The organism is Streptomyces caeni, from assembly GCF_042678285.1.
Lineage (GTDB): Bacteria > Actinomycetota > Actinomycetes > Streptomycetales > Streptomycetaceae > Streptomyces > Streptomyces caeni.
Map to the genome: position 1 here is coordinate 61,266 of NZ_JBHUDX010000026.1, position 24,941 is coordinate 86,206.

Here is a 24,941-nt window from a genome sequence, read left to right on the forward strand (position 1 = left end):
TGCATTGAATCAATCAATATTGACATGACTTGAGTCAAGCATGGACAGTCAAATCAATTCAAGGGAGGAATCATGCCGAACAGCAGGGCCGCGTCGACCTCCGTCGACGTCCCGCGAGGGCTCGCGGGTGTCGTCGTCACCGACACCGCACTGGGTGACGTCAGGGGGCAGGAGGGCTTCTATCACTACCGCCAGTACTCGGCCGTCGAACTCGCCCGGACCCGTGGCTTCGAGGACGTCTGGCACCTGATGGTCCACGGCGCGCTGCCGGACGCCGCGCAGCGGTCCGCCTTCGCCGCGCGGACCGCGGAACTGCGCCGCCTGCCCGACGCCGTACGGGCCGCGCTTCCCGCCGTGGCGGCGGCGAGCGGCCGCTCCGGCCCGCTGTCGGGACTGCGCACGGCGCTCTCCCTGCTCGGCGCCTCCCTGGGATTCCAGCCGGTGTACGACGTCGACGCGGACCGGCGCCGCGAGGACACGATCGCGGCGACCGCGGCCGTCCCGACCCTGCTGACGGCCCTGTACCGCCTGGGCCGGGGCCTTGAACCGGTCGAGCCCCGGGAGGATCTGCCGCACGCCGCGAACTATCTGTACATGCTCACAGGCTCGGAGCCGGACACCGCGCGTGCCCGGGCGATCGAACAGTACTTGATCTCAACCATTGATCATGGATTCAATGCATCAACCTTCACGGCCCGGGTGATCGCATCGACCGGGGCGGACGTCGCGGCGGCCCTCGTGGGCGCCGTCGGCGCCCTCTCCGGGCCGCTCCACGGCGGAGCGCCGAGCCGCGCCCTGGACACCCTCGACGCGATCGGCACCCCCGACCGCATCGACTCCTGGATCCGTGAACGGGTCCTCGCGGGTGACCGCATCATGGGTTTCGGCCACCCCGTCTACCGCACGCGGGACCCGCGCTCGCGCATGCTGTGTGACATCGCGAAGCAATTCGGCGGCCCACTGGTGGACTTCGCGGTCGAGGTCGAGCACCGCGTGGAGGTCATCCTGGCGGAGCTGAAGCCCGGCCGCGAACTCCACACGAACGTGGAGTTCTACGCGGGCGTGGTCATGGAGCTCTGCGGTCTGCCCCGCGAGATGTTCACCCCGACCTTTGCGACGGCCCGGGTGGTCGGCTGGAGCGCCAACATCCTGGAACAGGCGGAGGACCCGAAGATCATCCGACCGGTGGCGCGGTATGTGGGGCCGGTTCCACCGGTGGCGGTACCGGCGGTCGCCTGAAGGAGCGCGCGCACCACGAGGGCGGTGCACGCCCACGGCCCGGCCTCGGGGAGGGCCGGGTCGGCGAGGAGTGTCTGCCGCGGCCTTCACCGGACTCGGTGGAGGCCACGGTCCGGTGTCGTGCGCAGGACCCGGAGCCGATCTGGCACCGGGTCCGACGACGTGTGCCGCCGAGCAGGGACCGGGTGTTGTACTGCTCGGTCGGGTAGGGCCCCTGGGCGCGCAGATGGCGTGCAACGGGGCGGGGTGACGCGTGGAGCGGACGGGGTGGAGGCTCAGGCGTCCGGGATCTCGACCTTGGCGCGGACCAAGGTCTCCCGGCTGATGATCACAATGCGTTCGTGGTCGGCCCGTGCGGCGTCGGCGGGCAGTTCGCTGTCGAGCGTCGCGGTGGCTTCGGTCCCGATGACGGCGAAGTTGCCGTCGCTGAGTTCGAAGATGTCGGGGCAGGTCTCGCCTGTCACGCTGCCGCGTTCACGGGGAGATGCACCGATCCGGCGCACAATCTTCAAAGGTGATCCCGGTCCTCAGAGCAGTGGGTGGTGATTGCGGGGTCAGGTTAGTCTTTCGATGCCGGTGGTGTGATCAGACCCCGCTAGCCCAAGTGACTCATTCGGCCCGTGGCCGACTCCCGGACGAGCTGCTCCTCCCGGGCTGCGGCTCCTGGGCTGCTCCCCCCGGGCTGCTCCTCCCGGGCTATTCTTCCAGCGGCTGGCCGACCACCCACCACTCGTCTGTGTCGGCGTCGTCCAGATCGCGCACGATGCGGTCCATCATTCGGCCCACGTGTGCCTCCGTGGAAGCCCGCGCGAGGCTGTCGCGGTGGTGGCGCGTGGCCTCCCAGTACTCGCGGACGGCGTGGCTTTGGCAGAGTACGCGAAGATGCCCGTGCAGTTCCTGCCAGTTGATGTATCCCGCGAGGTAACTCTGCAGGGCGTGGGTGTACAGCGCGTTGGCGAAGAGGTACTGCCGCCGCAGCCGGGGCCGCTCCGGCTCGGGCCGGCTGCTGAGGTCGACGGTGCTCATCACGGCCGCCAGTTCGGGGTCATCGATGGCCTTGCTCAGCAGATGGAAGTGCATCCGCTGCTGCTCGATCTGCAGTCGCAGTTCGATGCACCTGCGCTGCTGCCGGGTGAGGACCGCCAGAGCCCCCGCCGCGAGCACGAGTCCCGTCGCGGCGGAGCCCGGCCCCCGCAGCCCCAATTTCCGTGTGACCATGTCAACCCCCGAATCAGGCGACCGTCCGCCGGTCGCCGGGCGCGGGTCGGCTGGAGGGGACCGGCGAGCGATGGGCGGCGCGCTTGCCGTCTCCCAGGGTGCCGAGCGGCTCTGATCGGCGGGGAGGCGGAGAGGAGGCGCACAGAGGGAAGTGCGGGTCGCGTTCCCCGGCGCCATGCCAAACGTGTGCCCCGCGAGCGCCGCTAACAATCGTTCACTTCACGGGGTTTCCACCCGCTCGTATCCTGGGTCGGCATTCAATCCTCAAACGAGAGCCGCCCCGTTCCGGCTGGATCCGGTCCGTGCGCCGTTCTCGTACGGCCGTCGGTATGCGATCCGGCGCACGCATCGGTGTGAGAAGGGGCGCACGTTGAGCCAGTCGTCGGATTCGCAGCAGATCCCGGTCGTCGTACTCGCGGGATTCCTGGGCTCGGGCAAGACCACCCTGCTCAACCACATCCTTCACCACAGCGGAGGCAGCCGCGTCGGCGCCATCGTCAACGACTTCGGGGCCATCGAGATCGACGCGATGGCCGTCGCCGGGGCACTCGGGGACTCCACCGTCTCGCTCGGCAACGGATGTCTGTGCTGCGCCGTGGACGCCGGTGAACTCGACCGCTACCTCGACCGCCTCGCCGACCCCGCAGCCGGCATCGACGTCATCGTCATCGAGGCCAGCGGGCTCGCCGAACCGCAGGAAATCGTCCGCATGGTGCTCGCCAGCGAGCAGCCGCGTGTGCACTACGGCGGGCTCGTGGAGGTCGTCGACGCCGTCGAGTTCGACGCGACCCGGGCGAGGCATCCCGAACTCGACCGGCATCTCGCCCTCGCCGACCTCGTCGTCGTCAACAAGACCGACCGGGCAGGCGACGGCGAGCGGATCGTGCGGCTCGTCCGGTCGCTCGCCGACGGCGCCGCCGTCGTCCCGGCCGCCTACGGGCGGATCGACCCCGGGTTCCTCTTCGACCGCAGACCGGCCGCGGAACGGATCGGGCAGCTGTCCTTCGACGATCTGCGGTACGAGGAGCCCGACTTCGGCGAACCCGGGCCTCATGGCCATACGTCCGGTGACCACACGTCGTGCGATCACACGTCCGGCGAGCACACATTGTGCGACCACGCGTCGTGCGACCACGCGTCGTGTGACCACACGTCCTGCGCGCTCGGGCACGACAGCGCCCCTCGCATCCATCTGCACGCCGGATATGACAGTCTCCCCTTCCGCTCCACCCTGCCGATGAACCCCCGGCGGCTGATGAGCTTTCTCGACAGCAGGCCGCAGGGCCTCTACCGGATCAAGGGCTACGTCGACTTCGGCGCCGCCGACCCGCGCAACCGCTACGCCGTGCACGCCGTGGGACGGTTCCTGCGTTTCCAGCCGGAGCCGTGGACAGCCGGTGACGAGCGGCTGACCCAGCTCGTCCTCATCGGGGCCGGCATCGACGCCGACACTCTCCGCAAGGAACTGGAGGCGTGCGCGGACGACGCCCCGCACGCCGACGAGCACGGTATGTGGGGCGTCCTTCGCTACGTTCGGGACAGGGAGGCCGAGGCCGCCGCAGGCTCCGGCGACCTCCAGGACTGACCTACACCGCTCCCGCCACCGCCGCCACCGTCTTCGGCAGCGACACGCCCGATCCGTCGCGGCGTGGATCGATCTCCGGCAGCTCGGCCGGCATGCCGTTCTTCTGCGCGGCCCGCGCGGGCGTCGCGCCCGCCCACGCCAGCGACAGGCAGTCCTCGCCCTTCAGGAACCGCTGGCAGCGCACGCCGCCAGTGGCGCGGCCCTTGCGCGGGAACTGGTCGAACGGCGTCAGCTTGGCCGTCGTCTGGACCGAGTCGTCCAGCGTGCCGCGCGAACCGGCGACCGTGAAGACCACCGCGTCGACCGCCGGATCCACCGCCGTGAACGAGATCACCTTGGCACCTTCCGAGAGCTTGATCCCCGCCATGCCGCCCGCGGGACGGCCCTGCGGGCGCACCTGGGAGGCGGGATAGCGCAGCAGCTGGGCGTCGTCCGTGATGAAGACCAGGTCCTCCTCACCCGTGCGCAGCTCGACCGCGCCGACGATCCGGTCGCCCTCCTTGAGGGTGATGACCTCCAACTCCTCTTTGTTGGCCGGGTAGTCCGGGACCACACGCTTGACGATGCCCTGCTCCGTGCCGAGCGCGAGGCCCGGGGAGGACTCGTCCAGGGTGGTCAGGCAGACCACCGTCTCGCCCGCCTCCAGGGAGACGAACTCCGAGACCGGCGCGCCCCCCGAGAGGCTGGGCCGCGCGGCCGTGTCCGGCAGCTGCGGAAGGTCGATCACGTTCAGGCGCAGCAGCCGTCCGGCGGACGTCACCACGCCGAGCTCGCCGCGTGCGGTGGCGGGGACGGCGGAGACGATCAGGTCGTGCTTGGTGCGCCTGCCGTCGGTGTCCTCCGCGAACGGGTCGCCGTTCGTCGTGCGCGCCAGCAGCCCGGTCGACGACATCAGCACCCGGCACGGGGCGTCCTCGACCTGGAGCGGGACCGCCTGGGCCGGGGCGCCGGAGGACTCCAGCAGCACCGTGCGCCGGTCCGTGCCGAACTTCTTCGCCACCGCGGCCAGTTCGCCGGAGACCAGCTTGCGCAGTTCCGTGTCCGACTCCAGGATCCGGGTCAGCTCCTCGATCTCGGCGTTGAGCCGGTCCTTCTCCGCCTCCAGCTCGATGCGGTCGTACTTGGTGAGGCGGCGCAGCGGCGTGTCGAGGATGTACTGCGTCTGGATCTCGCTCAGCGAGAAGCGCCGCATCAGGCGCTCCTTGGCCTGCGCCGAGTTCTCGCTGGAGCGGATCAGGCGGATGACCTCGTCGATGTCCACCAGCGCCGTCAGCAGGCCCTCGACGAGGTGGAGGCGGTCGCGCCTCTTGCCGCGGCGGAATTCCGAGCGGCGCCGCACGACATTGAAGCGGTGGTCGAGGTAGACCTCCAGCAGCTCCTTCAGACCCAGGGTGAGCGGCTGGCCGTCGACGAGCGCCACGTTGTTGATGCCGAAGGACTCCTCCATCGGCGTCAGCTTGTAGAGCTGCTCCAGGACCGCCTCGGGCACGAAGCCGTTCTTGATCTCGATGACCAGGCGCAGGCCGTGCTCACGGTCGGTGAGGTCCTTGACGTCGGCGATGCCCTGCAGCTTCTTCGACCCGACCAGGTCCTTGATCTTGGAGATCACCTTCTCCGGGCCGACCGTGAAGGGCAGCTCCGTGACGACCAGGCCCTTGCGGCGCGCCGTCACGTCCTCCACGGCGACGGTGGCGCGGATCCGGAAGGTGCCGCGGCCCGTCCCGTACGCGTCGCGGATGCCGGACAGGCCGACGATGCGGCCGCCCGTGGGCAGGTCGGGTCCCGGGACGTGCTTCATCAGGGCGTCCAGGTCCGCGTTCGGATGCCTGATCAGGTGGCGGGCGGCCGCGATCACCTCGCGCAGGTTGTGCGGCGGCATGTTCGTGGCCATGCCGACCGCGATGCCCGACGCGCCGTTCACCAGGAGGTTCGGGAAGGCGGCCGGGAGGGCCTCGGGCTCCTGCTCCTGACCGTCGTAGTTGGGTGAGAAGTCGACGGTGTCCTCGTCGATCGACTCGGTCATCAGGCTTGTGGCCTCGGCCATACGGCACTCGGTGTACCGCATGGCGGCCGGCGGGTCATCGTTGCCCAGCGAGCCGAAGTTGCCGTGGCCGTCGACCAGCGGGACGCGCATGGAGAAGGGCTGTGCCATGCGCACCAGGGCGTCGTAGATGGACGCGTCGCCGTGCGGGTGCAGTTTGCCCATGACCTCGCCGACGACACGGGCGCACTTCACATAGCCGCGGTCGGGGCGCAGACCCATCTCGTTCATCTGGTACACGATCCGCCGGTGCACCGGCTTGAGGCCGTCGCGGGCGTCCGGCAGGGCCCTGGAGTAGATGACCGAGTACGCGTACTCGAGGTAGGAGCCCTTCATCTCGTCGACGACGTCGATGTCGAGGATCTTCTCCTCGTACGAGTCGCCGGGCGGCGGGGTCCTCGTGCTGCGGCGGGCCATTGCTGCCGGCTCCTTCACAGTTCTGCGCTGGGCATGAACGGAATCTGACGCGGACCATTGTGGACCGCCGCACCGACAACGTGTGACCGGCTCCCCCGGGAGCCCCGGGCCGGGGGGCCCCGCACGGAGCCCACGGCCGCCGGGGATCCGGTGCCGACGGCGGCGCACCCGCCCGTCCCGGCGCCCCGCGGAAGCAGCCGCGGGACGGTCGCGCCCGTGGCCCTCTGCCGCCCGTGGTCCCCTGCTGCCCGGCGGTCCGCCGTCCGGGGTTCGGCGTCCCGGTCTGCCGTCCGGGGTCCGGCGTCCGGACGACGGCAACCGGTGCCCGCGCCGCGTCAACCGTGTGCTCGTCCTCCACCCCCCGTAATCCTGGTCTCGCTCTCGGCGTACGGCGCACGGGAACTTGGCCACCCGCGCGCACGCTTGCATACAGTGACAGGACCGGCAGGAAACCGCGGTTTCCCCGACAGTTTCCGCGATCGAAGGGACGTACATGCCCATGGGTCACACGGCCACAGCCGAGGCAGGCTCCGGCGGCCTGACAGCGACCGAGCACCGCCTGTCCAACGGCCTGCGCGTGGTGCTCTCCGAGGACCACCTGACCCCGGTCGCGGCGGTGTGCCTCTGGTACGACGTCGGCTCGCGCCACGAGGTCCGGGGCCGCACCGGCCTCGCCCACCTCTTCGAGCACCTGATGTTCCAGGGCTCGGCCCAGGTCAGGGGCAACGGCCACTTCGAGCTGGTGCAGGGCGCCGGCGGTTCGCTCAACGGTACGACGAGCTTCGAGCGCACCAACTACTTCGAGACCATGCCGGCCCACCAGCTGGAGCTCGCCCTGTGGCTGGAGGCCGACCGCATGGGCTCGCTGCTCGCCGCCCTCGACGACGAGTCCATGGAGAACCAGCGGGACGTCGTGAAGAACGAGCGCCGCCAGCGCTACGACAACGTCCCCTACGGCACCGCCTTCGAGAAACTGACCGCGCTCGCCTACCCGGAGGGCCACCCCTACCACCACACGCCGATCGGGTCGATGGCGGACCTGGACGCGGCCACCCTGGAGGACGCGCGGGAGTTCTTCCGCACCTACTACGCGCCCAACAACGCCGTCCTGTCCGTCGTCGGCGACATCGACCCGCGGCAGACCCTCGCCTGGGTGGAGAAGTACTTCGGGTCCATCCCCGCGCACGACGGCAAGCCCGCGCCCCGCGACGGCTCGCTGCCGGACATCATCGGCTCGCAGCTGCGTGAGGTCGTCGAGGAGGAGGTCCCGGCGCGTGCCCTGATGGCCGCCTACCGGCTGCCGAACGACGGCACGCGCGCGTGCGACGCGGCCGACCTCGCGCTCACCGTCCTCGGCGGCGGTGAGTCCTCCCGCCTCTACAACCGGCTGGTACGGCGGGACCGCACCGCGGTCGCCGCCGGGTTCGGTTTGCTGCGGCTGGCCGGAGCGCCGTCCCTGGGCTGGCTCGATGTGAAGACCTCCGGCGACGTAGAGGTGCCCGTCATCGAGGCGGCCATCGACGAGGAGCTCGCCCGGTTCGCCGAGCAGGGCCCCACGGCCGAGGAAATGGAGCGCGCCCAGGCCCAGTTGGAGCGTGAGTGGCTGGACCGACTCGGCACGGTCGCGGGCCGCGCCGACGAACTGTGCCGCTACGCCGTGCTCTTCGGCGACCCCCAGCTCGCCCTGACCGCCGTCCAGCGCGTGCTCGACGTCACCGCGGAGGAGGTGCAGGCGGTCGCCCAGACCCGGCTGCGCCCCGACAACCGCGCGGTGCTCGTGTACGAGCCGGTCGCGGCCGAGGCCGAGGAAGCCGCTGAAAGCACTGCCCTCGAAGGCAACCGCAACGACGAGGAGTCGCAGAAGTGACCGAGCTCGCGACCATGGACTTCCACCCGCAGCCCCAGCCCGGCGAGGCCAGGCCGTGGGCGTTCCCGGCCCCCGGGCGCGGCACGCTCGACAACGGCATGACGGTGCTGCGCTGCCACCGCCCCGGCCAGCAGGTCGTCGCCGTCGAGGTGCTCCTCGACGCGCCCCTGGACGCCGAGCCGGCCGGTCTCGACGGCGTCGCCACGATCATGGCGCGCGCCTTCTCCGAGGGCACAGACAAGCACTCCGCCGAGGAGTTCGCGGCCGAGCTGGAGCGCTGCGGCGCCACCCTCGACGCGCACGCCGACCACCCCGGCGTCCGCCTCTCCCTCGAAGTGCCCGTCTCCCGCCTCCCGAAGGCGCTCGGGCTGCTCGCCGACGCCCTGAGGTCGCCGGCGTTCGCGGACAGCGAGGTCGAGCGCCTGGTGCGCAACCGCCTCGACGAGATCCCGCACGAGACCGCCAACCCGGCCCGTCGCGCCGCCAAGGAACTGTCCAGGCAGCTGTTCCCCGCGGCCTCGCGCATGTCGCGCCCGCGCCAGGGCACCGAGGAGACGGTCGAGCGCATCGACTCCGCGGCCGTCCGCGCCTTCTACGAGCGGCACGTACGGCCCGCGACGGCCACCGCCGTCGTGGTCGGCGACCTCACCGGGGTCGACCTGGACGCGCTGCTCGGCGAGACGCTCGGCGCCTGGACGGGGGAGCCCGCCAAACCGCGCCCGGTGCCGCCGGTGACCGCCGACGACACCGGCCGGGTGATCATCGTGGATCGCCCCGGCGCCGTCCAGACGCAACTGCTCATCGGCCGCGTCGGTGCCGACCGCCACGATCGCGTGTGGCCCGCGCAGGTGCTCGGCACGTACTGCCTCGGCGGCACCCTCACCTCCCGCCTGGACCGCGTCCTGCGCGAGGAGAAGGGCTACACCTACGGTGTGCGGGCGTTCGGCCAGGTGCTGCGCTCCGCGCCGGACGGCACCGGTGCCGCGATGCTGGCCATCAGCGGCTCCGTCGACACGCCCAACACCGGCCCGGCGCTCGACGACCTGTGGAAGGTGCTGCGCACCCTCGCCGCCGAGGGGCTGACGGACGCCGAACGCGATGTCGCCGTGCAGAACCTGGTGGGGGTGGCGCCGCTCAAGTTCGAGACCGCGGCGGCCGTCGCGAGCACGCTCGCCGACCAGGTCGAGCAGCACCTTCCGGACGGCTACCAGGCGGCGCTGTATCAGGCGCTCGCCGCCACGGGCACGGTGGAGGCCACGGCCGCGGTCGTGAGCGCCTTCCCGGTGGACCGTCTGGTGACCGTCCTGGTGGGCGACGCCGCGAAGATCGCGGAGCCGGTCAGGGCGCTCGGCATCGGTGAAGTGAGCGTCGTAGCGGCCGAGTAGAACGGCGGGCACGCGCGCGTGCAGCCATGAGGGGACACGCGCGCACGGCAGCGGTGTCCGAGGGGCCCCGGTGACCACACAGTCACCGGGGCCCTGCCGTCGGAGATTTGTCCGCATTGCCATGGAGGCTGCCCTTCTGCCCTGTGGGATGCGCTACAAATCCCCTGCTCGGTTTGTCGCGGGAATCGGGGCCCGCTTAGCGTCTGCCCGGCTGTCCGTCAGGCAGTAGGCCGCGTCCGCGGCACCGGACAGTCATCGCCGAGTCCCCGCACGGCGCGAGCCAGGGGAGCCGGGGACCCACCGCAGTCCCTGGGGTGAATCGGGTCCTGCCCGTAGGAGACCTTCCTGCTCCGAACCCGTCAGCTAACCCGGTAGGCGAGAGGGAAGGAAAGGACCAGTCACTTCATGGCGTTCACCTGCGCCACCGGGAAGCACCGCCGTCCGAGCCGCGTGAAGCGCACGACCACGAACGCCATGGGCGTCGCGGCGCTCACCACCACCGGTGTCATCGGCACCCTGTCCGCCCCCGCGCTCGCGGCCGGCAACCCCGTCGAGCAGACCGGACTGATGCAGGCCGTCATGCTCGGCCACTCGGTCGCCGAGAAGATCGACGCCCAGGCCGCCGCCCAGAAGCAGGCCGCCGAGCACAAGAAGGCCGAGGAGGCCGCGCGCAGGAGGGCCGCGGAGAAGGCCGCGAAGGAGCGCGCGGCCAAGGAGCGCGCCGCCCGTGAGGCCGAGCGCAGGCGCCTGACCGCGTACGTGGCGCCGGTCTACGGCTCGTACGTCTCCACCGGTTACCGCACCGGCGGCTCCCTGTGGTCCTCCGGCACCCACACCGGCATCGACTTCCACGCCGCCACGGGTACGCCCGTGCACGCGGTCGGCGCCGGTACCGTCGTCGAGGCGGGCTGGGCCGGCGCGTACGGCAACCAGATCGTCATCAGGATGAACGACGGCACCTACACGCAGTACGGCCATCTGTCGTCCATCGGTGTCTCTGTGGGCCAGCGGGTCACCCCCGGCCGGCAGATAGCCCTCTCCGGGGCCACCGGCAACGTGACCGGGCCGCATCTGCACTTCGAGGCCCGTACGAGCCCGGAGTACGGCTCGGACATCAACCCCGTCGCCTACCTCCGGGCGCACGGTGTGAACGTCTGACCGCGCGCCCCGGAAGGGGTGCGGGTGCCCGATGGCCCCGGCCGGCGAGCCGGGGTCATCGTCGTTTCCAAGAGCGGCTGTCCAAAAAATATACATGGATTCCGGCCCGCCGTCGGAAATTCCGGCCGACTGCAATAGAGTCGGTTGAACACGCGTCAATCGGCGACGTTTCACGGGGATTAAGGCGGAGGTCGGACATGCGTATTCCGGCGCACTCGGTATGCACGGCGATCCGTGATGACATCGTCGCGGGTGTCTACGAGCGGGGCAGCCGGCTCACCGAGGAACTCCTCGCACGTCGCTACGGTGTCTCGCGCGTCCCCGTGCGCGAGGCCCTGCGCACGCTGGAGGCCGAGGGCTTCGTCGTCACCCGCAGGCACGCCGGCGCGTGCGTGGCGGAACCCACCGAGCGGGAGGCCGCCGACCTCCTGGAGATGCGGATGCTGCTGGAGCCGCTCGGGGCCGCGCGGGCCGCCCAGCGGCGCACCGAGGCCCATCTGAAGGTGCTGCGGGGGCTGGTCAGGCTGGGGCAGGAGCGGGCCAGGAAGGGCAGCAGCGACGATCTGCGCTCACTGGGCGGCTGGTTCCACGAGACGCTCGCACAGGCATGCGGGAGCCCGGCGCTGACGTCGACGCTCGCCCAACTGCGGCACAAGATCGCCTGGATGTACACGGTGGAGGCGCCGGCCAGCCCCGTGGAGTCCTGGGCGGAACACGGCGGCATCGTCGACGCCGTCGCGCGTGGGGACGGCGAGCGGGCGCGGGCCCTCACGGCGCTGCACACCGAGCGTGCGACCGCCGCGCACCGCCTCCGCTTCCCGGGCACGGGAGACCGGACGGACCGTGTGAGGACTTCGCAACAAGCCGTAAACATCTCAGGACTGCGGAATTAACACGGGCGCCGTATACAAAGAGAGTGATATTCGGCGGGTCCTATTTCGGCTGCCCGTTTTTCGCGTGTCGCGGAAAAACCAAGTGTGCGATTCGTGCGTGGCTCGCGGATTTTTTGCGCACCCTGCGGAATGTGCCGTGCGCGGTGGTGCCGGCGGTGCGGTTCGCGGCCTTCGGGGCGGACGCGTCGTAGCCGCGTCCGCCCCGAAGGCCGACGCGGCTTTGACGCGCCGCGGGGAGTGAAGGGTCAGACGGTCTCGGGAAGCTCCTCCAGCCCCTCGGCGACCAGCTTGGCCAGGCGGTCCAGCGCGGCGTCCGCACCCTCCGCCTCGGAGGCGAGCACGACCTCCTCGCCGCCCTGGGCGCCCAGACCGAGAACCGCCAGCATGGACGCGGCGTTGACGGGGTTGCCGCCGGCCTTGGCGATCGTCACGGGGACGCCGGAGGCCGTGGCCGCCCGGACGAAGATGGAGGCGGGGCGGGCGTGGAGGCCCTCGGCCCAGCCGACGTTGACGCGGCGCTCAGCCATGTGTTGCTGCCCTTCAGGTGTCAATGTTGTCTAGACCAGTTTCCCATACCGTGAGGTGCGCCCGGAAGGGGCGCCGGTCGTGTCCGGAGCGGCCCCGGACCGGTTCCCCCAGACTGCCTCGCGCCGTTGTCACACGCGAGCCTTACTCTGGGGCCCATGCAGATCGCGTCGGACCGGCACGAGTATCCCGCCCACTGGGAGGCCGATGTGGTGCTGCGCGACGGCGGCACCGCGCGCATCCGGCCCATCACCGCCGACGACGCCGAGCGCCTCGTCAGCTTCTACGAGCAGGTCTCGGACGAGTCGAAGTACTACCGCTTCTTCGCGCCGTACCCCCGCCTGTCCGCCAAGGACGTCCACCGCTTCACCCACCACGACTTCGTGGACCGGGTGGGACTCGCGGCGACGGTGGCGGGCGAGTTCATCGCAACCGTGCGGTACGACCGCATCGGCGCCGACGGCCGGCCCGCCTCGGGGCAGGCCGACGAGGCCGAGGTCGCCTTCCTGGTCCAGGACGCGCACCAGGGCCGCGGCGTCGCGTCGGCCCTCCTCGAACACATCGCGGCGGTGGCCCGGGAGCGCGGCATCCGCCGGTTCACCGCCGAGGTGCTGCCCGCCAACACCAAGATGATCAAGGTGTTCACGGACGCCGGGTACCAGCAGAGGCGCAGCTTCGAGGACGGCGTCGTCCGGCTGGAGTTCGACCTGGAGCCCACCGACCGGTCGCTCGCCGTGCAGCGCGCGCGGGAGCAGCGGGCCGAGGCGCGGTCGGTGAAGCGGCTGCTCGCGCCCGGCTCGGTCGCCGTCATCGGCGCGGGCCGCACGCCCGGGGGAGTGGGCCGCAGCATCCTCGACCATCTCCGGGACGCCGGCTTCACCGGCCGCCTGTACGCGGTGAACACGGCGTTCGCCGAAGGGCAGAAGGCACTCGACGGAGTCCCCGCCCACCGCTCCGTCCGCGACATCGCCGAGCCGGTCGACCTCGCCGTCGTCGCCGTACCCGCGCAGCGCGTTCCCGAGGTCGTCGCCGAGTGCGGCGAGCACGGGGTGCAGGGGCTCGTGGTCGTCTCCGCCGGGTACGCCGAGAGCGGTCAGGAGGGACGCCTGCGGCAGCGGGAACTGGTGCGCCAGGCCCGGTCGTACGGAATGCGGATCATCGGGCCGAACGCCTTCGGGATCATCAACACCTCGCCGTCGGTCCGGCTCAACGCGTCCCTCGCGCCCGAGATGCCGCGCCCGGGACGCATCGGCCTCTTCGCGCAGTCCGGGGCCATCGGGATCGCGCTGCTGTCGCGGCTGCAGCGGCGCGGGGGAGGCGTCACCGGGGTCACGGGCGTGTCGACCTTCGTCTCCTCCGGGAACCGGGCGGATGTGTCGGGCAACGACGTCCTGCAGTACTGGTACGACGACCCGGACACCGACGTCGCCCTGATGTACCTGGAGTCCATCGGCAACCCGCGCAAGTTCACCCGCCTCGCGCGCCGGACGGCCGCGGCCAAGCCGCTGGTCGTCGTGCAGGGAGCACGGCACGGGGGCGCGCCGCAGGGCCACGCCGTACGGGCCACACGGCTGCCGCACGCCACGGTGTCCGCCCTGCTCCGGCAGGCCGGCGTGCTCCGGGTGGACACGATCACCGAACTGGTGGACACGGGACTGCTGCTGGCCCGTCAGCCGCTGCCCGCGGGACCGCGGGTGACCATCCTCGGGAACTCCGAGTCGCTGGGCCTGCTGACGTACGACGCGTGCCTGACTGAGGGGCTGCGGCCGTCGCGGCCGCTGGACCTGACGACGGCGGCCACGGCAGGGGACTTCCACCGGGCGCTGTCGGCGGCGCTGGCCGACGACTCGTGCGACGCCGTCATCGTGACGGCGATACCGGCGGTCGGCGAGAACTCCCCCCAGGACGCGGCCCTGGCGGAGGCGCTCCGGTCGGCCGCGGCGGCAGCCCCCGCCAAGCCGGTCCTCGTGGTGCACGTCGAGATGGGCGGGATCGCGGGGGCGCTGTCCGCGGCGACCGGCACATCACCGCAGGCCCAGCGGAGCGATGTCGCGCGCCCCGCGGAGCGGCCGATCCCCCCGGTGGCACCGCCCGGCGCCCGCCTCATCCCCGCCTACCCCGCCGCCGAGCGCGCCGTCAGGGCCCTCGCGGAAGCCGTCGAGTACGCCCAGTGGCGGCGCGAGGCCGCCGAGCCGGGCAAGGTGCCCGAGTACGACGACATCGACGAGAAGGGAGCCGCCGAGCTGATCGGCTGGCTGCTCGCACGCGACGAGGGGCCGACCCTGGGCACGGACGAGACCTGCGACCTGCTCGCGCGCTACGGCATCCAGGTGCGCAAGGCGCTGCCGGCACCCACGCCCGAGACCGCCGTCGGCGCCGCCCGCGCGATCGGCTACCCGGTGGCGCTGAAGGCGACCGCTCCCCATCTGCGGCACCGCGCCGACCTGGGCGGGGTTCGCCTGGAGCTGGCCGACGAGGAACAACTGCGGCGCGCCTACGCCGAGTTGACCGAGCTGTTCGGGGCGCCCGAGGAGATCCGGCCGGTCGTCCAGGCCATGGCGCCGCGCGGCGTCGACATCCTCATCCAGGCCGTCATCGACCCCGCCGCCGGTGCCGTGCTGTCGTTCGGGCTGGCCGGGGCCGCCTCCCAGCTCCTCGGCGACACGGCGCACCGGCTGATCCCGGTCACGGACCGCGAGGCCGCCTCCCTGGTGCGATCGATCCGGACGGCCCCGCTCCTGTTCGGCTGGCGCGGCTCCGACCCCGTCGACACATCCGCCCTCGAGGAGCTGATGCTGCGCGTGTCCCGGCTGGTCGACGACCACCCGGAGGTCGTCGCGGTCACCCTGGAGCCCGTGGTCGTCGCCCCCCACGGCCTGAGCGTCCTCGGCGCCACCGTGCGGCTCGGGCCCCCGCCCGCCCGCGACGACCTCGGCCCGAGGACGCTCCCCGTGTACTGACGGACCGGTCTCCGGCGCCCGCCCGCGGCGCCGTGCACGGCCCCGCCGTTCGAACAGCCCGGATGCCCATGACCGTCCCGGAGTGGTCCGGCCCACGGACTAGGATGGACGTCATGGCCAAGACCAGTACGACGACCCAGGGGCTGCGCGCGGCGATCGAGCGCAGCGGCTACTACCCGGCTCTCGTGGCCGAGGCGGTGGAGGCCGCCGTGGGCGGCGAGCCCATCCGGTCGTATCTGGTCCACCAGGAGACGACCTTCGACGCGAACGAGGTGCGCCGGCATGTGACCGTGCTGGTCCTCACCGGCAACCGCTTCATCGTCAGCCACACAGACGAGCAGGCCGCGGACGACACCTCCCCGACCCCGTACGCGACGACATCCACCGAATCGGTGAAGCTCGGCCGGATCTCGTCGGTCGTCGTCAGCCGCGTCGTCGCCCACCCGGAGTCGTACACGCCGGGCACGCTGCCCCGCGAGGTCGTCCTGACCATCGGCTGGGGCGCCGTCTCCCGCATCGACCTGGAGCCCGCCGCCTGCGGCGACCCCAACTGCGAAGCGGACCACGGTTACACGGGCAGTTCGACGGCGGACGACCTCAGCCTCCGCGTCAGCGAGGCCGGCGACGGTCCGGAGACGGTGCGCCAGGCGCTCGCCTTCGCGCAGTCCCTCTCCGAAGCGACCGCGGACCTCACCCGCTGATGGCACTGCCCACCTGGGACCACCACCCGGAGCCGCTCGCCGTCGGCTCCGCGCCCGTCCCCGAGTACGGCACCGGCTCGCTGGCCGACCTGCTGCCCACCCTCGCCGCGGGCATGGGGGTACCGGGGCGGACCGCCGGCATATCGGAACTGGCCGCCGCCGACCGGGCCTGCGTCTTCCTGGTCGACGGGCTCGGCTGGCTGCAGCTGAAGGCGCACCCCGGCGACGCCCCCTTCATGTCCTCGCTCCTGGCGTCCTCCCGCGGCGGCACCGGACGCCCGATCACCGCGGGCTATCCGGCGACCACCGCGACCTCGCTCGCCTGCGTCGGCACCGGTCTTCCGCCCGGGGCACACGGCTTGCCCGGCTACACCGTCCGTAACCCGGAGACCGGCGAGCTGATGAACCAGCTCCGCTGGCAGCCGTGGACCTCGCCGCGCGCCTGGCAGCCGCACCCGACGATCTTCCAGCTCGCCGACGCGGCCGGTGTCCACACGGCGCAGGTGTCCTCCCCGGCCTTCGAGAACACCCCGCTGACCAAGGTCGCGCTGAGCGGCGGAACGTTCCACGGGCGGCTGACCGGCGAGGACCGCATGGATCTGGCGGCCGAGCAACTGGCCGCAGGCGACCGCTCGCTCGTCTACACCTACTACTCCGAGCTCGACGGTGCCGGCCATCGGTTCGGGGTGGACTCGGACGCCTGGCGCGGCCAGCTCATGTACGTCGACCGGCTTGCGCAGCGCCTGGCCGAGCAGCTGCCGCCGCGCACCGCCCTGTACGTCACCGCCGACCACGGGATGATCGACGTTCCGTTCGACGAGCGGCACCGCATCGACTTCGACCAGGACTGGGAGCTGCGTGCCGGAGTGGCCCTGCTGGGCGGTGAGGGGCGTGCCCGGCACGTCTACGCCCTGCCGGGCGCCGAGAACGACGTCCTGACCTGCTGGCGGGAAGTCCTCGGTGAGCAATTCTGGGTGGCCTCGCGGGACGAGGCGATCGCGGCGGGCTGGTTCGGCCCGCACGTCGACGAACGGGTGTACGCGCGCATCGGGGACGTGGTCGCGGCCGCCTATGACGACGTGCTGATCATCGCGTCCGAGCGGGAGCCGAAGGAGTCGGCGATGGTCGGCAACCACGGGTCGCTGACGCCCGTGGAACAGCTGGTGCCGCTGCTGGAAGTCCGCACCTGAGCGCGCCACGCCTCCCGCGGCCCAGTACGCTCACGATGCCCCCGCACGCCTCTGGCTCCGCTCCGAAAGGTCCTCGACTCCTCATGCCCGAGCTGGTGTTCTCCTCCGGAACGGTGGACTGCGGGAAGCCAACCGACTCTCTTGGGTATGCGCCGTCGGCTGCCCATGGCGCGGGTCGTGTCACGTCGACCGGCGGCGAGGTCGTCTGTGTCGACAGCGCCCTTTCTGTTCGTTTGGTCCGAAAGGTTCCTCTGGCCTGATGTCCGAATTGGTGTTCTTCTCGGGGACGATGGACTGTGGAAAGTCAACTTTGGCGCTACAAATCGAACATAATCGAACGGCGCGTGGTCTGCAGGGTCTGATCTTCACGCGTGACGACCGTGCGGGTGAGGGCAAGCTGTCGTCGCGTCTGGGGCTGGTGACCGATGCGGTGGAGGCCGGGCCGGGGCTTGATCTGTACGGGTATGTGGTGGAGCGGTTGTCCCGGGGCGGCCGGGTCGATTACGTGATCGTGGACGAGGCACAGTTCCTGCTGTCCGGGCAGATCGACCAACTGGCCCGGGTCGTGGACGACTTGGAGCTGGATGTCTTCGCGTTCGGCATCACCACCGATTTCCGCACGAGGCTCTTCCCCGGCTCCCAGCGTCTGATCGAACTTGCCGACCGCCTGGAGACGCTGCAGGTGGAGGCGATGTGCTGGTGCGGTGCCCGGGCCACGCACAATGCGCGCACCGTGGGTGGGGAGATGGTCGTCGAGGGGGAGCAGGTCGTCGTGGGCGACGTGGCCCGGTCGGCGGCGGAGGTCGGGTATGAGGTGCTGTGCCGGCGTCATCACCGCAGGCGGATGACGAGCGCCGCGGCGCGGGCGGCGGCGCTCTCGCCGGACGTGCTGCCGGTCACCGCCACATGACCTCCGGCCGGCGAGAAGCGCGTCAGACCTGCTTGCCGGCCGCGCCGGTCATGGGGGAGCGGGAGGCTCTGGGCCGTGGGCTCGGGAGGGTGGCCCTGGCCGCGGGGTCGAGTCCTGGGGGACGTCCACGGTGATCCTGTGGAGAGTGTTCGAACTCGAATCCCGCTGGGCTGGGGGCTGAGGCATGTGCTGTGGGGCGGGGCCGCGGACCGGAATCTTCTCGGCGCTGACGCTTCCCTTGCGGAGATGTCGCACGGCCGACTTGTCGTCCTGTGTCGGCTGAGGACCTCGTGGAGGCAGGCTCGGTGGCCGAGACCAGGCGTCGCGTTCGGAGGCGCTCTCCGGAACGTTCAAGAGCCGGGTGCGATGGCAGCGTTCTCGTGACCGGCGCGGGATCTTTTGAGTTCGCGTCAGGTGTCGTAGTGCTCGCGACAGCCGGACCGGGAGCATCGTCCGCAGAGGCCGCGTCTCACGCAAGGGGCGTCGCGCACCGACTTCAGTCGATGGACGCAGAGAAGTAACGCCCCGTCTGTTCAGAGGCGTTGGCGGGCACTGTATTCTCCGGCGACCGCTGCGATCGGCCGCGTCGTCGACCCGAACTTGGGAGGATCCCCCTGTGCGCAGACGCCGTATCCTGATACCCCTCTTTCTGGCAACCGTGTTCACGGTCGCCAGCGCCTTTCTGAGTCCCCACACCGCTTCTGCGGCCGTGCCGGACGCGCCGCACTGCTCCACCGCGGGCACATGGCGCCACGGTGAGCTCAACGTCTACTGGTTCGACGTCAACCAGGGCGACTCACAGCTCGTCGTGGGCCCGACCGGCCGCACGCTGCTCATCGACCTCGGCGAGACCGCGTTCAACTCCACCGGCACGAACACAAACGCTACGCGCGTTGCCTCCGAGATACGCTCCATATGCGGCATATCCTCCGGGCCGGTGCACCTGGACTACGTGATGGCCTCCCACCAGCACCTCGACCACATCGGCTACGCCGCAAACCCCAATGACACCACCAAGTACGGCAACGGCCTCTACCAGCTGCTGACCCCGCTCTCCTCCGGCGGCCTCGGCTTCACCGTCGGGCAGCTGCTGGACCACGACGGCGGCGTGTGGACCGACACCAACGGCGACAACGACTGCGACGTCGGCACGTCCGCCGCGCCCAGCACCGAGACCGCCTGGCACAACGCGGGCACCACCTCCCTGACCGCCAAACGGTGGATCTGCTGGCTCTACGGACCCTCGGGACAGGCCGACCGCGCCAACATCGACGGCAAGGTCCTGCGCATCACCAACGCGAACCCGTGGCCGTCGCTCGACCTCGGCACCGGCGTCGCCTCCAACGTCGTCGAGGCCAACGGCAAGGACGTCATGCAGGCCGACGGCACCACCCCGGTCAGCGGCGACCACAGCGCGGACGCCACCCCGCCGAGCGAGAACGACTACTCGATCGCACTGCGCACCACCTGGGGGCCGTTCGCCTACGCCACCGCAGGCGACAGCGACGGTGAGTACTCCGTCAGCGCCAACGGCTACACCTACAACAACATCGAGAGCCTGCTCGCGTCGAAGATGGGCGCGGTCAACGCACTGCGCGCCAACCACCACGGCTCCGCGCACTCCTCTTCCGACGCCTATGTGAACTCCACCCACCCGCAGGTCGGCTTCATCTCCTGCGGCGTCAACTCCTATGGGCATCCGGGCAACCGCACCCTGAACGCCTTCCGCAGCGTCGGCGCGGACATCTACCTTGCCAACAACCCCTGCGACACCACCGACGCGACCGGCGCGGCCATCGACTACTCCGGCACCTTCAACCACAACGGAACCGTGCACCTCGCCACCAGCAACAGCGGAGCCGGCTTCACCGTCGACTACGACGCGGGCACCCGCACGTACACCACCTCGGGCAGCTCCGGCGGCGGCGCCGGGGACCCCACCCAGGTGAAGGTCAACGAGTTCCTGATGGCGCCCTCCTCCGGAACCGAGTGGGTGGAGCTGTACAACCCGACCGCGAGCACGGTGGACGTCAGCGGCTACTACATCGACGATGTCGCCGGCGGCGGCGGTTCGCCCAAGCAGATCCCGTCGGGCACGACCATCCCGGCCGGGGGCCGGTGGGTGATGGACTTCGCCTCCGGGTTCCTCAACAACACCGGCTCGGAATCCGTACGGTTCCTGAAGATCGTCGGGGGCGTGGAGACCGTCTACGACACCTACTCGTACTCGCTCGGCTCGACGCAGTACGACAAGGTCTTCCACCGTGCCGGAGACGGCGGAACATGGTGCGGCACCATTTCCTCCAACGTCACCAAGGGCACCGCCAACCCGACGAGTTGCCCGTGAGAGCCCTGACCATCCGGGTGGCGGTGGGCGCCCTGGCCCTGGTCGCCGCCGCCGTCGGGACCGCTTTCCTCGCCACAGCCCGGCACGTGCCCGCCGGCCCCCTGAGCGGCGACGGCCGGCTGGTGCTGATCAGCGGGCGGGACGACCACGGGCTTGTCGCCACCGCACGGGTCGCCCTGTACCGGCAGCCGGGCGACCGGACCCCGGTCGCGCAGGTGAAGGACGGCGTCCTGGCCCGGGTCCTGTCGGTGAGCGGCAGCTTGCTCCAGGTGCGCACCGTCGACGGCGCGTCCGTTCAGGGCTGGGTCGACGACTTCTACCTGCGCGGCACCGTCCACCTGGTCGGTCCGGCCCCGGTCTGCCGGGTCCGGCTCGGCGGCCGGCTGCTCCCCGCGGGGGAACAAGCGGTCGTCCTCGACGCGCGGGGCTCCGAGGCCCGCGTCCGTGACGTCCGGACCGGCCGGTCCGGGTGGGTGCCCCGCTCCGCCGTACAGGAGCTGGCGCCGGCACCGGAGGCAGGATGCGCGCGGCAGAAGCAGGGGCACGACGAGCCGTGAGACGCCGCTGACCCCGGCCGCGGGTCCGGAAGGCCGTCGCCGTCCGGACCCGTGGCGCGGTTCCGGACGGGCCCGGCCCGGTGTCCGCCGCATGCTGGATCGACGCTGGACAGCGGCCCCCGACAGGCGATCAACACAGGTCACTGCCGGGTCACCGAAGTTCTCTCTTTCTGTCGACGGCGCGGGATGACCAGGCCAGTGCCTCGGCAGCCGCCGTCGGCGATCGTCATCGTGGCGTCGGCGGCGGCCCTGGCGCCGGATTCCTCCCAGCCCCGGGAGTCGTGCCGGTTGCCGGGCAAGGGCCGGCCGGCCGCGACGACCGGACGGGTGTCGGCGTCGATGACGACCTGGTGGGCGGTGGAGTAGCCGTGGTATTGGGACTGCACGGCTATCGAGCGGTCGCGGGTGGGCACGAGGGCGCCGTCCACGATGAGCGCGGTGTCCTTGCGGAACCGCCGGCGCGGTCGGCGGGTGACATCGGCTGCGAAGTCCTGTGCCGTCGCCATCGCCGGCGCCGTATGACGGCGGCCGCCCGCGCGGCGGCCCCCTCCCCTGAAGTGCTCCCGGTGCCGTCCACATGACGCCCCGTGGATTCACCCGAGGGCTCAGCCGGGCCGGCTGACCACCGAGAACGTCGCGCCCTCCGGGTCGGTCACGGTGACCACCGGGCCCAGGGCCGTGTGGCACGCTGGACGCACGACATGCCCGCCCAGCCCGGTGACCCGGGCGGCCGCCACCTCGATGTCCGCGACCTGGAAGTACGTCATCCAGTGCGGGCCCCGGTCCCGGGGCAGGGCGTGACCGACGCCGTGGATGCCCGCGACGGGACGGCCCTGGATGTGCAGGGTGACGTAGTCGGCGTCGGCGGAGACCACGGGCTCCTCCTCGTAGCCGAAGACGGTCTGGTAGAACTTGGCGACGCTCTCCGTGTCGTAGGTGAGCAGCTCGTTCCAGACCGGAGTGCCGGGGCGACCCGTCAGGCCCGCGACGGGACGGCCGGCCGCCTGCCAGACGCCGAACACCGCGCCCATCGGGTCGCAGACGATCGCCAGCCGTCCCGCTTCCCCCGCGTCCAGGGGGCCGACGCCCACCGTTCCGCCGCAGCTGCGTACCGCCTCGGCGGTGGCGTCCACGTCGTCGGAGGCGAGGTACGGCGTCCAGGCGATCGGCAGATGGCGGTCGGGCGGCAGCTGACCGATGCCCGCCACCTCGTGGTTCTTCAGCACGCCCCGGACGTAGGGGCCCAGATGGCGCGGTCCCGGCCGGAACTCCCAGCCGAACAGCGCCCGGTAGAACTCCTGGGTCGCGGCCATCCCGTGCACCATCAGGCTCACCCGGCACGGTGTGCCGGGCGCGTGCCGATCGTGCGGTGTGCCGTCTTGGCCGGCCGGCCCCCGTGCCTCGGTCATGGTCACTCTCTCCTCGGCCCTCGTGGCGGCCGTTCAGCCCCACGGCCTGAGGATGACCGATCCACCGTCTCTCGTCCGCTTCGGTGCGGTTGCCGCGGGATGTCCGTCAGCCGTACGGCATGTGCCCGATCCCGTACACCGGGTGATCGCACCTGTCCGGCGGAGCAGAGTAGCCGGACCTGGGCGAGGCGGCCACCCCCGTGCGCAAGGATGGCCCCATGAAGGTCATCATCTCCGCATCCGAACTCGCGAGCGACCTGGCGGGAGCGCGACCGCCCACGCTCCTGGATGTCCGCTGGCAGCTGACCACCGCGAAGACGGCCGGCGCCGCGCCCTTCGACGGTCGTGCCGAGTACGCGGCCGGGCACATTCCCGGTGCCGTCTTCGTGGACCTGGACGCCGACCTCGCGGATCCCCCGGGGCGTGCCGGACGGCATCCGCTGCCCGGCACGGGGCGTTTCGGCGCCGCCATGCGGGCCGCCGGGGTCTGCGCGGACCGGCCGGTCGTCGTGTACGACGGCGGGCAGTGCTGGGCCGCCGCACGCGCGTGGTGGATGCTGCGCTGGACGGGTCACCCGGACGTGCGGGTGCTCGACGGCGGGCTGGCCGCCTGGGACGGACCGGTGTCGTCGGGGACGGAGGAGGCCGTCCCGGGGGACTTCCGGCCCGTGCCGGGTGCGTTGCGGCTCCTGGACGCCGACGGTGCCGCGGCGCTGGCCCGTACGGGGGTGCTCCTGGACGCTCGGGCCGGTGAGCGCTACCGGGGCGAGGTCGAGCCGATCGATCCCGTGGGCGGACACGTCCCCGGCGCGGTGTCGGCGCCGACGGGGGAGAACGTGGCCGCGTCCGGGCACTTCCTGCCCGCCGCCGAACTGGCGCAGCGCTTCACGGCGCTCGGCGTCGCGGAGGGCAAGGAGGTCGGTGTGTACTGCGGATCGGGTGTCTCCGCGGCCCACGAGGTACTGGCGCTCGCGATCGCGGGGATCCCGGCCGCCCTCTATGCGGGGTCGTGGTCGGAGTGGTCCGCGGACGGCAGCCGTCCGGTGGCGGTGGGCCCGGACCCGCAGTAGACGGGTGGCCGACGGGTTCGCCGCATGTGGCCGACCTGTCCACCGCACCGGCGGCCGACCGGTCGGCCCGCTCCGTGAACGCCGCGTCGGTACGGGGGCCACGCCGTCGTCGGGTGGGCCCCCGTACCTGTGGACCCGGCCTGGTTACTCCTGCTTCTTGCGCCGGGTCCCGAACACGATCTCGTCCCAGCTGGGGACCGCGGCCCTGCGGCCCGGCCGGACCCCGTCCGCCTCGGCCTGACGGTCCGTCGCACCGACCAGACGGTCGCGGTGGCTGCCGACCGTGCGCGGCATGAGGACGTCCGCGTACGCGGAGCCGGCCGAGGCCGCGGGCGCGGGGGGCTCCTCCGCCGCGGGTTCCTGGGCTGGCTCCTCCTGCGGTTCCGCGGGCCGCTCGGGCACCACCATGTCGCCGCGGAAGCTCGGCACCGCCTCCAGGAGGCTGGTGAGCGAGTCACGCTCGGCGGTGCTCTCCTCCGCGGGGTCGGACGACTGCGACGGCAGAACCGGGCGCTCCGCCTGGCGGTCCAGGGCACGGTCCAGCCGGCCCTCGCGCGGCAGGCGGGCGATCCGCGGCACGAAGGGGTAGCTCGGCTCGGGCGCCGCGAGGTCGTCGGACTCGCCGATCAGCGAGCGCGCCTCGTCGTCGACGGCCTGGACGAGTCGCCGGGGCGGGTCGTACGTCCAGCTCGCCGAGTGCGGTTCGCCCGCGACCCGGTAGACCAGCAGGACCTCCCAGGTGCCGTCGTCGCGGCGCCAGGAGTCCCATTGCACGGTGTCCTTCTCGGCGCCGCGCAGCAGCAACCGCTCCTGGACGGCCTCGCCGAGCTGTGGACCGGTGTTCTCGCCGGGCCGGCGCACGGGCGTCTTGCGGGCCCGTTCGGCCATGAAGGCGCGTTCGGCCAGCACCGGCCCCTCGAAGCGGCGCACACGGTCGACGGGGATCCCCGCGAGCTGTGCGACCTCCTCCGCGGACGCGCCGGCCCGTATCCGCGCCTGGATGTCCCGTGGGCGGAGATGACTCTCCACCTCGATCTCGATCTGGCCGAGGCGAGGACGGTCGCCGCGCACGGCGGCGCGGAGCCGTTCGTCGATCGGAAGCGTGTACTCCGTGCTGTCCGCAGCCTTCAGCACCAGCCGTGTGCCGTCATTGGAGACGGCCACGACACGCAGTTCGGGCATGGGGACCTCCCGGGTGGTGCCTGCCGACGTCACGTGCGTCGCTGCTTCCGCTAGTCGAGTGTGGCCTGCCCGGGTGCAGCCTGCCACAACCTTGCCGAGTTGCCCGGCGTGTCGGGCACGGGCCCTGGATCGCCGTTATGGCACGGTTACCTGTTCGCAACGCTAAGTGACCAACTGCGTCACCCTGTGCACCTAGCCCCCTCCCGGCGGTCCAGCGAGGTCCCGGACATCCTGGTGGGAGGCCGGGCCCAGGGCTCGCAACAGTACTCCATTCGGACCATGTCCGT

General features: G+C 71.5%; 19 protein-coding genes, 2 pseudogenes and 1 riboswitch. Of the genes and pseudogenes, 14 read left to right on the top strand and 7 right to left on the bottom strand.

The window, feature by feature from the left end:
• Positions 1-72: 72 nt before the first annotated feature.
• A complete protein-coding gene (locus tag ACFSL4_RS10580) occupies positions 73-1,239 on the top strand; it encodes a citrate synthase/methylcitrate synthase (protein ID WP_381080969.1) in 1,167 nt (388 codons plus the stop codon).
• 275 nt (positions 1,240-1,514) lie between these two features.
• Here the strand turns inward: ACFSL4_RS10580 and ACFSL4_RS10585 are convergent, their stop codons facing one another.
• Entirely contained in the window at positions 1,515-1,751 is a 237-nt protein-coding gene (locus ACFSL4_RS10585) for a hypothetical protein (protein WP_381080971.1), read from the bottom strand.
• Between the two features lie 184 nt (positions 1,752-1,935).
• On the bottom strand, positions 1,936-2,457 hold the full coding sequence (locus ACFSL4_RS10590; RefSeq protein ID WP_381080973.1) for a DUF6082 family protein: 522 nt from the start codon (positions 2,455-2,457) through the stop codon (positions 1,936-1,938).
• Between the two features lie 370 nt (positions 2,458-2,827).
• Here ACFSL4_RS10590 and ACFSL4_RS10595 point away from each other — a divergent pair, with 370 nt between their 5' ends.
• Positions 2,828-4,042, top strand: a complete 1,215-nt coding sequence (locus ACFSL4_RS10595) for a CobW family GTP-binding protein (RefSeq protein WP_381080975.1) — start codon at positions 2,828-2,830, stop codon at positions 4,040-4,042.
• 1 nt (position 4,043) lies between these two features.
• Here the strand turns inward: ACFSL4_RS10595 and ACFSL4_RS10600 are convergent, their stop codons facing one another.
• A complete protein-coding gene (locus ACFSL4_RS10600; RefSeq protein ID WP_381080977.1) occupies positions 4,044-6,500 on the bottom strand; it encodes a DNA gyrase/topoisomerase IV subunit A in 2,457 nt (818 codons plus the stop codon).
• 493 nt (positions 6,501-6,993) lie between these two features.
• On the opposite strand from ACFSL4_RS10600, the gene ACFSL4_RS10605 reads away from it, so the two are divergent.
• The 4 genes from ACFSL4_RS10605 to ACFSL4_RS10620 all read left to right on the top strand — a co-directional run bounded on the left by ACFSL4_RS10605 (position 6,994) and on the right by ACFSL4_RS10620 (position 11,803).
• Positions 6,994-8,367, top strand: coding sequence for a M16 family metallopeptidase (locus ACFSL4_RS10605; RefSeq protein WP_381080979.1), 1,374 nt, complete (start codon positions 6,994-6,996; stop codon positions 8,365-8,367).
• Positions 8,364-9,752 (top strand): M16 family metallopeptidase, encoded by a 1,389-nt coding sequence (locus ACFSL4_RS10610; RefSeq protein WP_381080981.1) that lies wholly within the window; start codon positions 8,364-8,366, stop codon positions 9,750-9,752. Before ACFSL4_RS10605 ends, ACFSL4_RS10610 begins: the two co-directional genes overlap by 4 nt.
• Before the next feature lie 246 nt (positions 9,753-9,998).
• A riboswitch (cyclic di-AMP (ydaO/yuaA leader) is annotated at positions 9,999-10,145 on the top strand.
• A 12-nt stretch (positions 10,146-10,157) separates the two neighbouring features.
• On the top strand, positions 10,158-10,910 hold the full coding sequence (locus ACFSL4_RS10615; RefSeq protein ID WP_381080983.1) for a M23 family metallopeptidase: 753 nt from the start codon (positions 10,158-10,160) through the stop codon (positions 10,908-10,910).
• Between the two features lie 197 nt (positions 10,911-11,107).
• Positions 11,108-11,803: a GntR family transcriptional regulator gene (locus ACFSL4_RS10620; protein WP_381080985.1), complete on the top strand. Its 696-nt coding sequence runs from the start codon at positions 11,108-11,110 to the stop codon at positions 11,801-11,803.
• A gap of 245 nt (positions 11,804-12,048) precedes the next feature.
• Here ACFSL4_RS10620 and ACFSL4_RS10625 read toward each other — a convergent pair whose 3' ends face one another.
• On the bottom strand, positions 12,049-12,330 hold the full coding sequence (locus ACFSL4_RS10625; RefSeq protein WP_381080987.1) for an HPr family phosphocarrier protein: 282 nt from the start codon (positions 12,328-12,330) through the stop codon (positions 12,049-12,051).
• 156 nt (positions 12,331-12,486) lie between these two features.
• Here ACFSL4_RS10625 and ACFSL4_RS10630 point away from each other — a divergent pair, with 156 nt between their 5' ends.
• From ACFSL4_RS10630 to ACFSL4_RS10655, 6 genes are all read left to right on the top strand, one after another.
• A complete protein-coding gene (locus ACFSL4_RS10630) occupies positions 12,487-15,288 on the top strand; it encodes a bifunctional acetate--CoA ligase family protein/GNAT family N-acetyltransferase (RefSeq protein ID WP_381080988.1) in 2,802 nt (933 codons plus the stop codon).
• Positions 15,289-15,401: 113 nt separating this feature from the next.
• Positions 15,402-15,989: a DUF5998 family protein gene (locus ACFSL4_RS10635; RefSeq protein WP_381080990.1), complete on the top strand. Its 588-nt coding sequence runs from the start codon at positions 15,402-15,404 to the stop codon at positions 15,987-15,989.
• Entirely contained in the window at positions 15,989-17,179 is a 1,191-nt protein-coding gene (locus ACFSL4_RS10640; protein WP_381080992.1) for an alkaline phosphatase family protein, read from the top strand. Before ACFSL4_RS10635 ends, ACFSL4_RS10640 begins: the two co-directional genes overlap by 1 nt.
• A 259-nt stretch (positions 17,180-17,438) precedes the next feature.
• Positions 17,439-18,089: a thymidine kinase gene (locus ACFSL4_RS10645; RefSeq protein ID WP_381080994.1), complete on the top strand. Its 651-nt coding sequence runs from the start codon at positions 17,439-17,441 to the stop codon at positions 18,087-18,089.
• A 616-nt stretch (positions 18,090-18,705) separates the two neighbouring features.
• A complete protein-coding gene (locus tag ACFSL4_RS10650) occupies positions 18,706-20,436 on the top strand; it encodes a lamin tail domain-containing protein (RefSeq protein ID WP_381080995.1) in 1,731 nt (576 codons plus the stop codon).
• A complete protein-coding gene (locus ACFSL4_RS10655) occupies positions 20,433-20,993 on the top strand; it encodes an SH3 domain-containing protein (RefSeq protein ID WP_381080996.1) in 561 nt (186 codons plus the stop codon). The genes ACFSL4_RS10650 and ACFSL4_RS10655 overlap by 4 nt, the downstream gene beginning before the upstream one ends.
• 152 nt (positions 20,994-21,145) lie before the next feature.
• Here the strand turns inward: ACFSL4_RS10655 and ACFSL4_RS10660 are convergent.
• Positions 21,146-21,460, bottom strand: a pseudogene (locus tag ACFSL4_RS10660) (transposase); the annotation flags it as partial.
• Here ACFSL4_RS10660 and ACFSL4_RS10665 point away from each other — a divergent pair.
• A pseudogene (locus ACFSL4_RS10665) lies at positions 21,458-21,574 on the top strand (thymidine kinase); the annotation flags it as partial. The pseudogenes ACFSL4_RS10660 and ACFSL4_RS10665 sit on opposite strands and share 3 nt — an antisense overlap.
• A gap of 24 nt (positions 21,575-21,598) precedes the next feature.
• Here the strand turns inward: ACFSL4_RS10665 and ACFSL4_RS10670 are convergent.
• Positions 21,599-22,402: a VOC family protein gene (locus tag ACFSL4_RS10670; RefSeq protein WP_381080998.1), complete on the bottom strand. Its 804-nt coding sequence runs from the start codon at positions 22,400-22,402 to the stop codon at positions 21,599-21,601.
• Positions 22,403-22,620: 218 nt separating this feature from the next.
• On the opposite strand from ACFSL4_RS10670, the gene ACFSL4_RS10675 reads away from it, so the two are divergent.
• Complete coding sequence (locus ACFSL4_RS10675) at positions 22,621-23,472, top strand: sulfurtransferase (RefSeq protein WP_381081000.1); 852 nt, start codon at positions 22,621-22,623, stop codon at positions 23,470-23,472.
• Positions 23,473-23,616: 144 nt separating this feature from the next.
• Here ACFSL4_RS10675 and sepH read toward each other — a convergent pair whose 3' ends face one another.
• Positions 23,617-24,654, bottom strand: a complete 1,038-nt coding sequence (sepH, locus tag ACFSL4_RS10680) for a septation protein SepH (RefSeq protein WP_381081002.1) — start codon at positions 24,652-24,654, stop codon at positions 23,617-23,619.
• Positions 24,655-24,941: the final 287 nt, after the last annotated feature.

Excerpts from the sequence above, each read along its gene's own strand:
- ACFSL4_RS10580 (WP_381080969.1), top strand. The coding sequence starts at position 73 with ATGCCGAACAGCAGGGCCGCGTCGACCTCCGTCGACGTCCCGCGAGGG.
- ACFSL4_RS10590 (WP_381080973.1), bottom strand. The coding sequence starts at position 2,457 with ATGGTCACACGGAAATTGGGGCTGCGGGGGCCGGGCTCCGCCGCGACG.
- ACFSL4_RS10600 (WP_381080977.1), bottom strand. The coding sequence starts at position 6,500 with ATGGCCCGCCGCAGCACGAGGACCCCGCCGCCCGGCGACTCGTACGAG.
- ACFSL4_RS10605 (WP_381080979.1), top strand. The coding sequence starts at position 6,994 with ATGCCCATGGGTCACACGGCCACAGCCGAGGCAGGCTCCGGCGGCCTG.
- ACFSL4_RS10615 (WP_381080983.1), top strand. The coding sequence starts at position 10,158 with ATGGCGTTCACCTGCGCCACCGGGAAGCACCGCCGTCCGAGCCGCGTG.
- ACFSL4_RS10620 (WP_381080985.1), top strand. The coding sequence starts at position 11,108 with ATGCGTATTCCGGCGCACTCGGTATGCACGGCGATCCGTGATGACATC.
- ACFSL4_RS10625 (WP_381080987.1), bottom strand. The coding sequence starts at position 12,330 with ATGGCTGAGCGCCGCGTCAACGTCGGCTGGGCCGAGGGCCTCCACGCC.
- ACFSL4_RS10630 (WP_381080988.1), top strand. The coding sequence starts at position 12,487 with ATGCAGATCGCGTCGGACCGGCACGAGTATCCCGCCCACTGGGAGGCC.
- ACFSL4_RS10635 (WP_381080990.1), top strand. The coding sequence starts at position 15,402 with ATGGCCAAGACCAGTACGACGACCCAGGGGCTGCGCGCGGCGATCGAG.
- ACFSL4_RS10640 (WP_381080992.1), top strand. The coding sequence starts at position 15,989 with ATGGCACTGCCCACCTGGGACCACCACCCGGAGCCGCTCGCCGTCGGC.
- ACFSL4_RS10645 (WP_381080994.1), top strand. The coding sequence starts at position 17,439 with ATGTCCGAATTGGTGTTCTTCTCGGGGACGATGGACTGTGGAAAGTCA.
- ACFSL4_RS10670 (WP_381080998.1), bottom strand. The coding sequence starts at position 22,402 with ATGACCGAGGCACGGGGGCCGGCCGGCCAAGACGGCACACCGCACGAT.
- ACFSL4_RS10675 (WP_381081000.1), top strand. The coding sequence starts at position 22,621 with ATGAAGGTCATCATCTCCGCATCCGAACTCGCGAGCGACCTGGCGGGA.
- sepH (WP_381081002.1), bottom strand. The coding sequence starts at position 24,654 with ATGCCCGAACTGCGTGTCGTGGCCGTCTCCAATGACGGCACACGGCTG.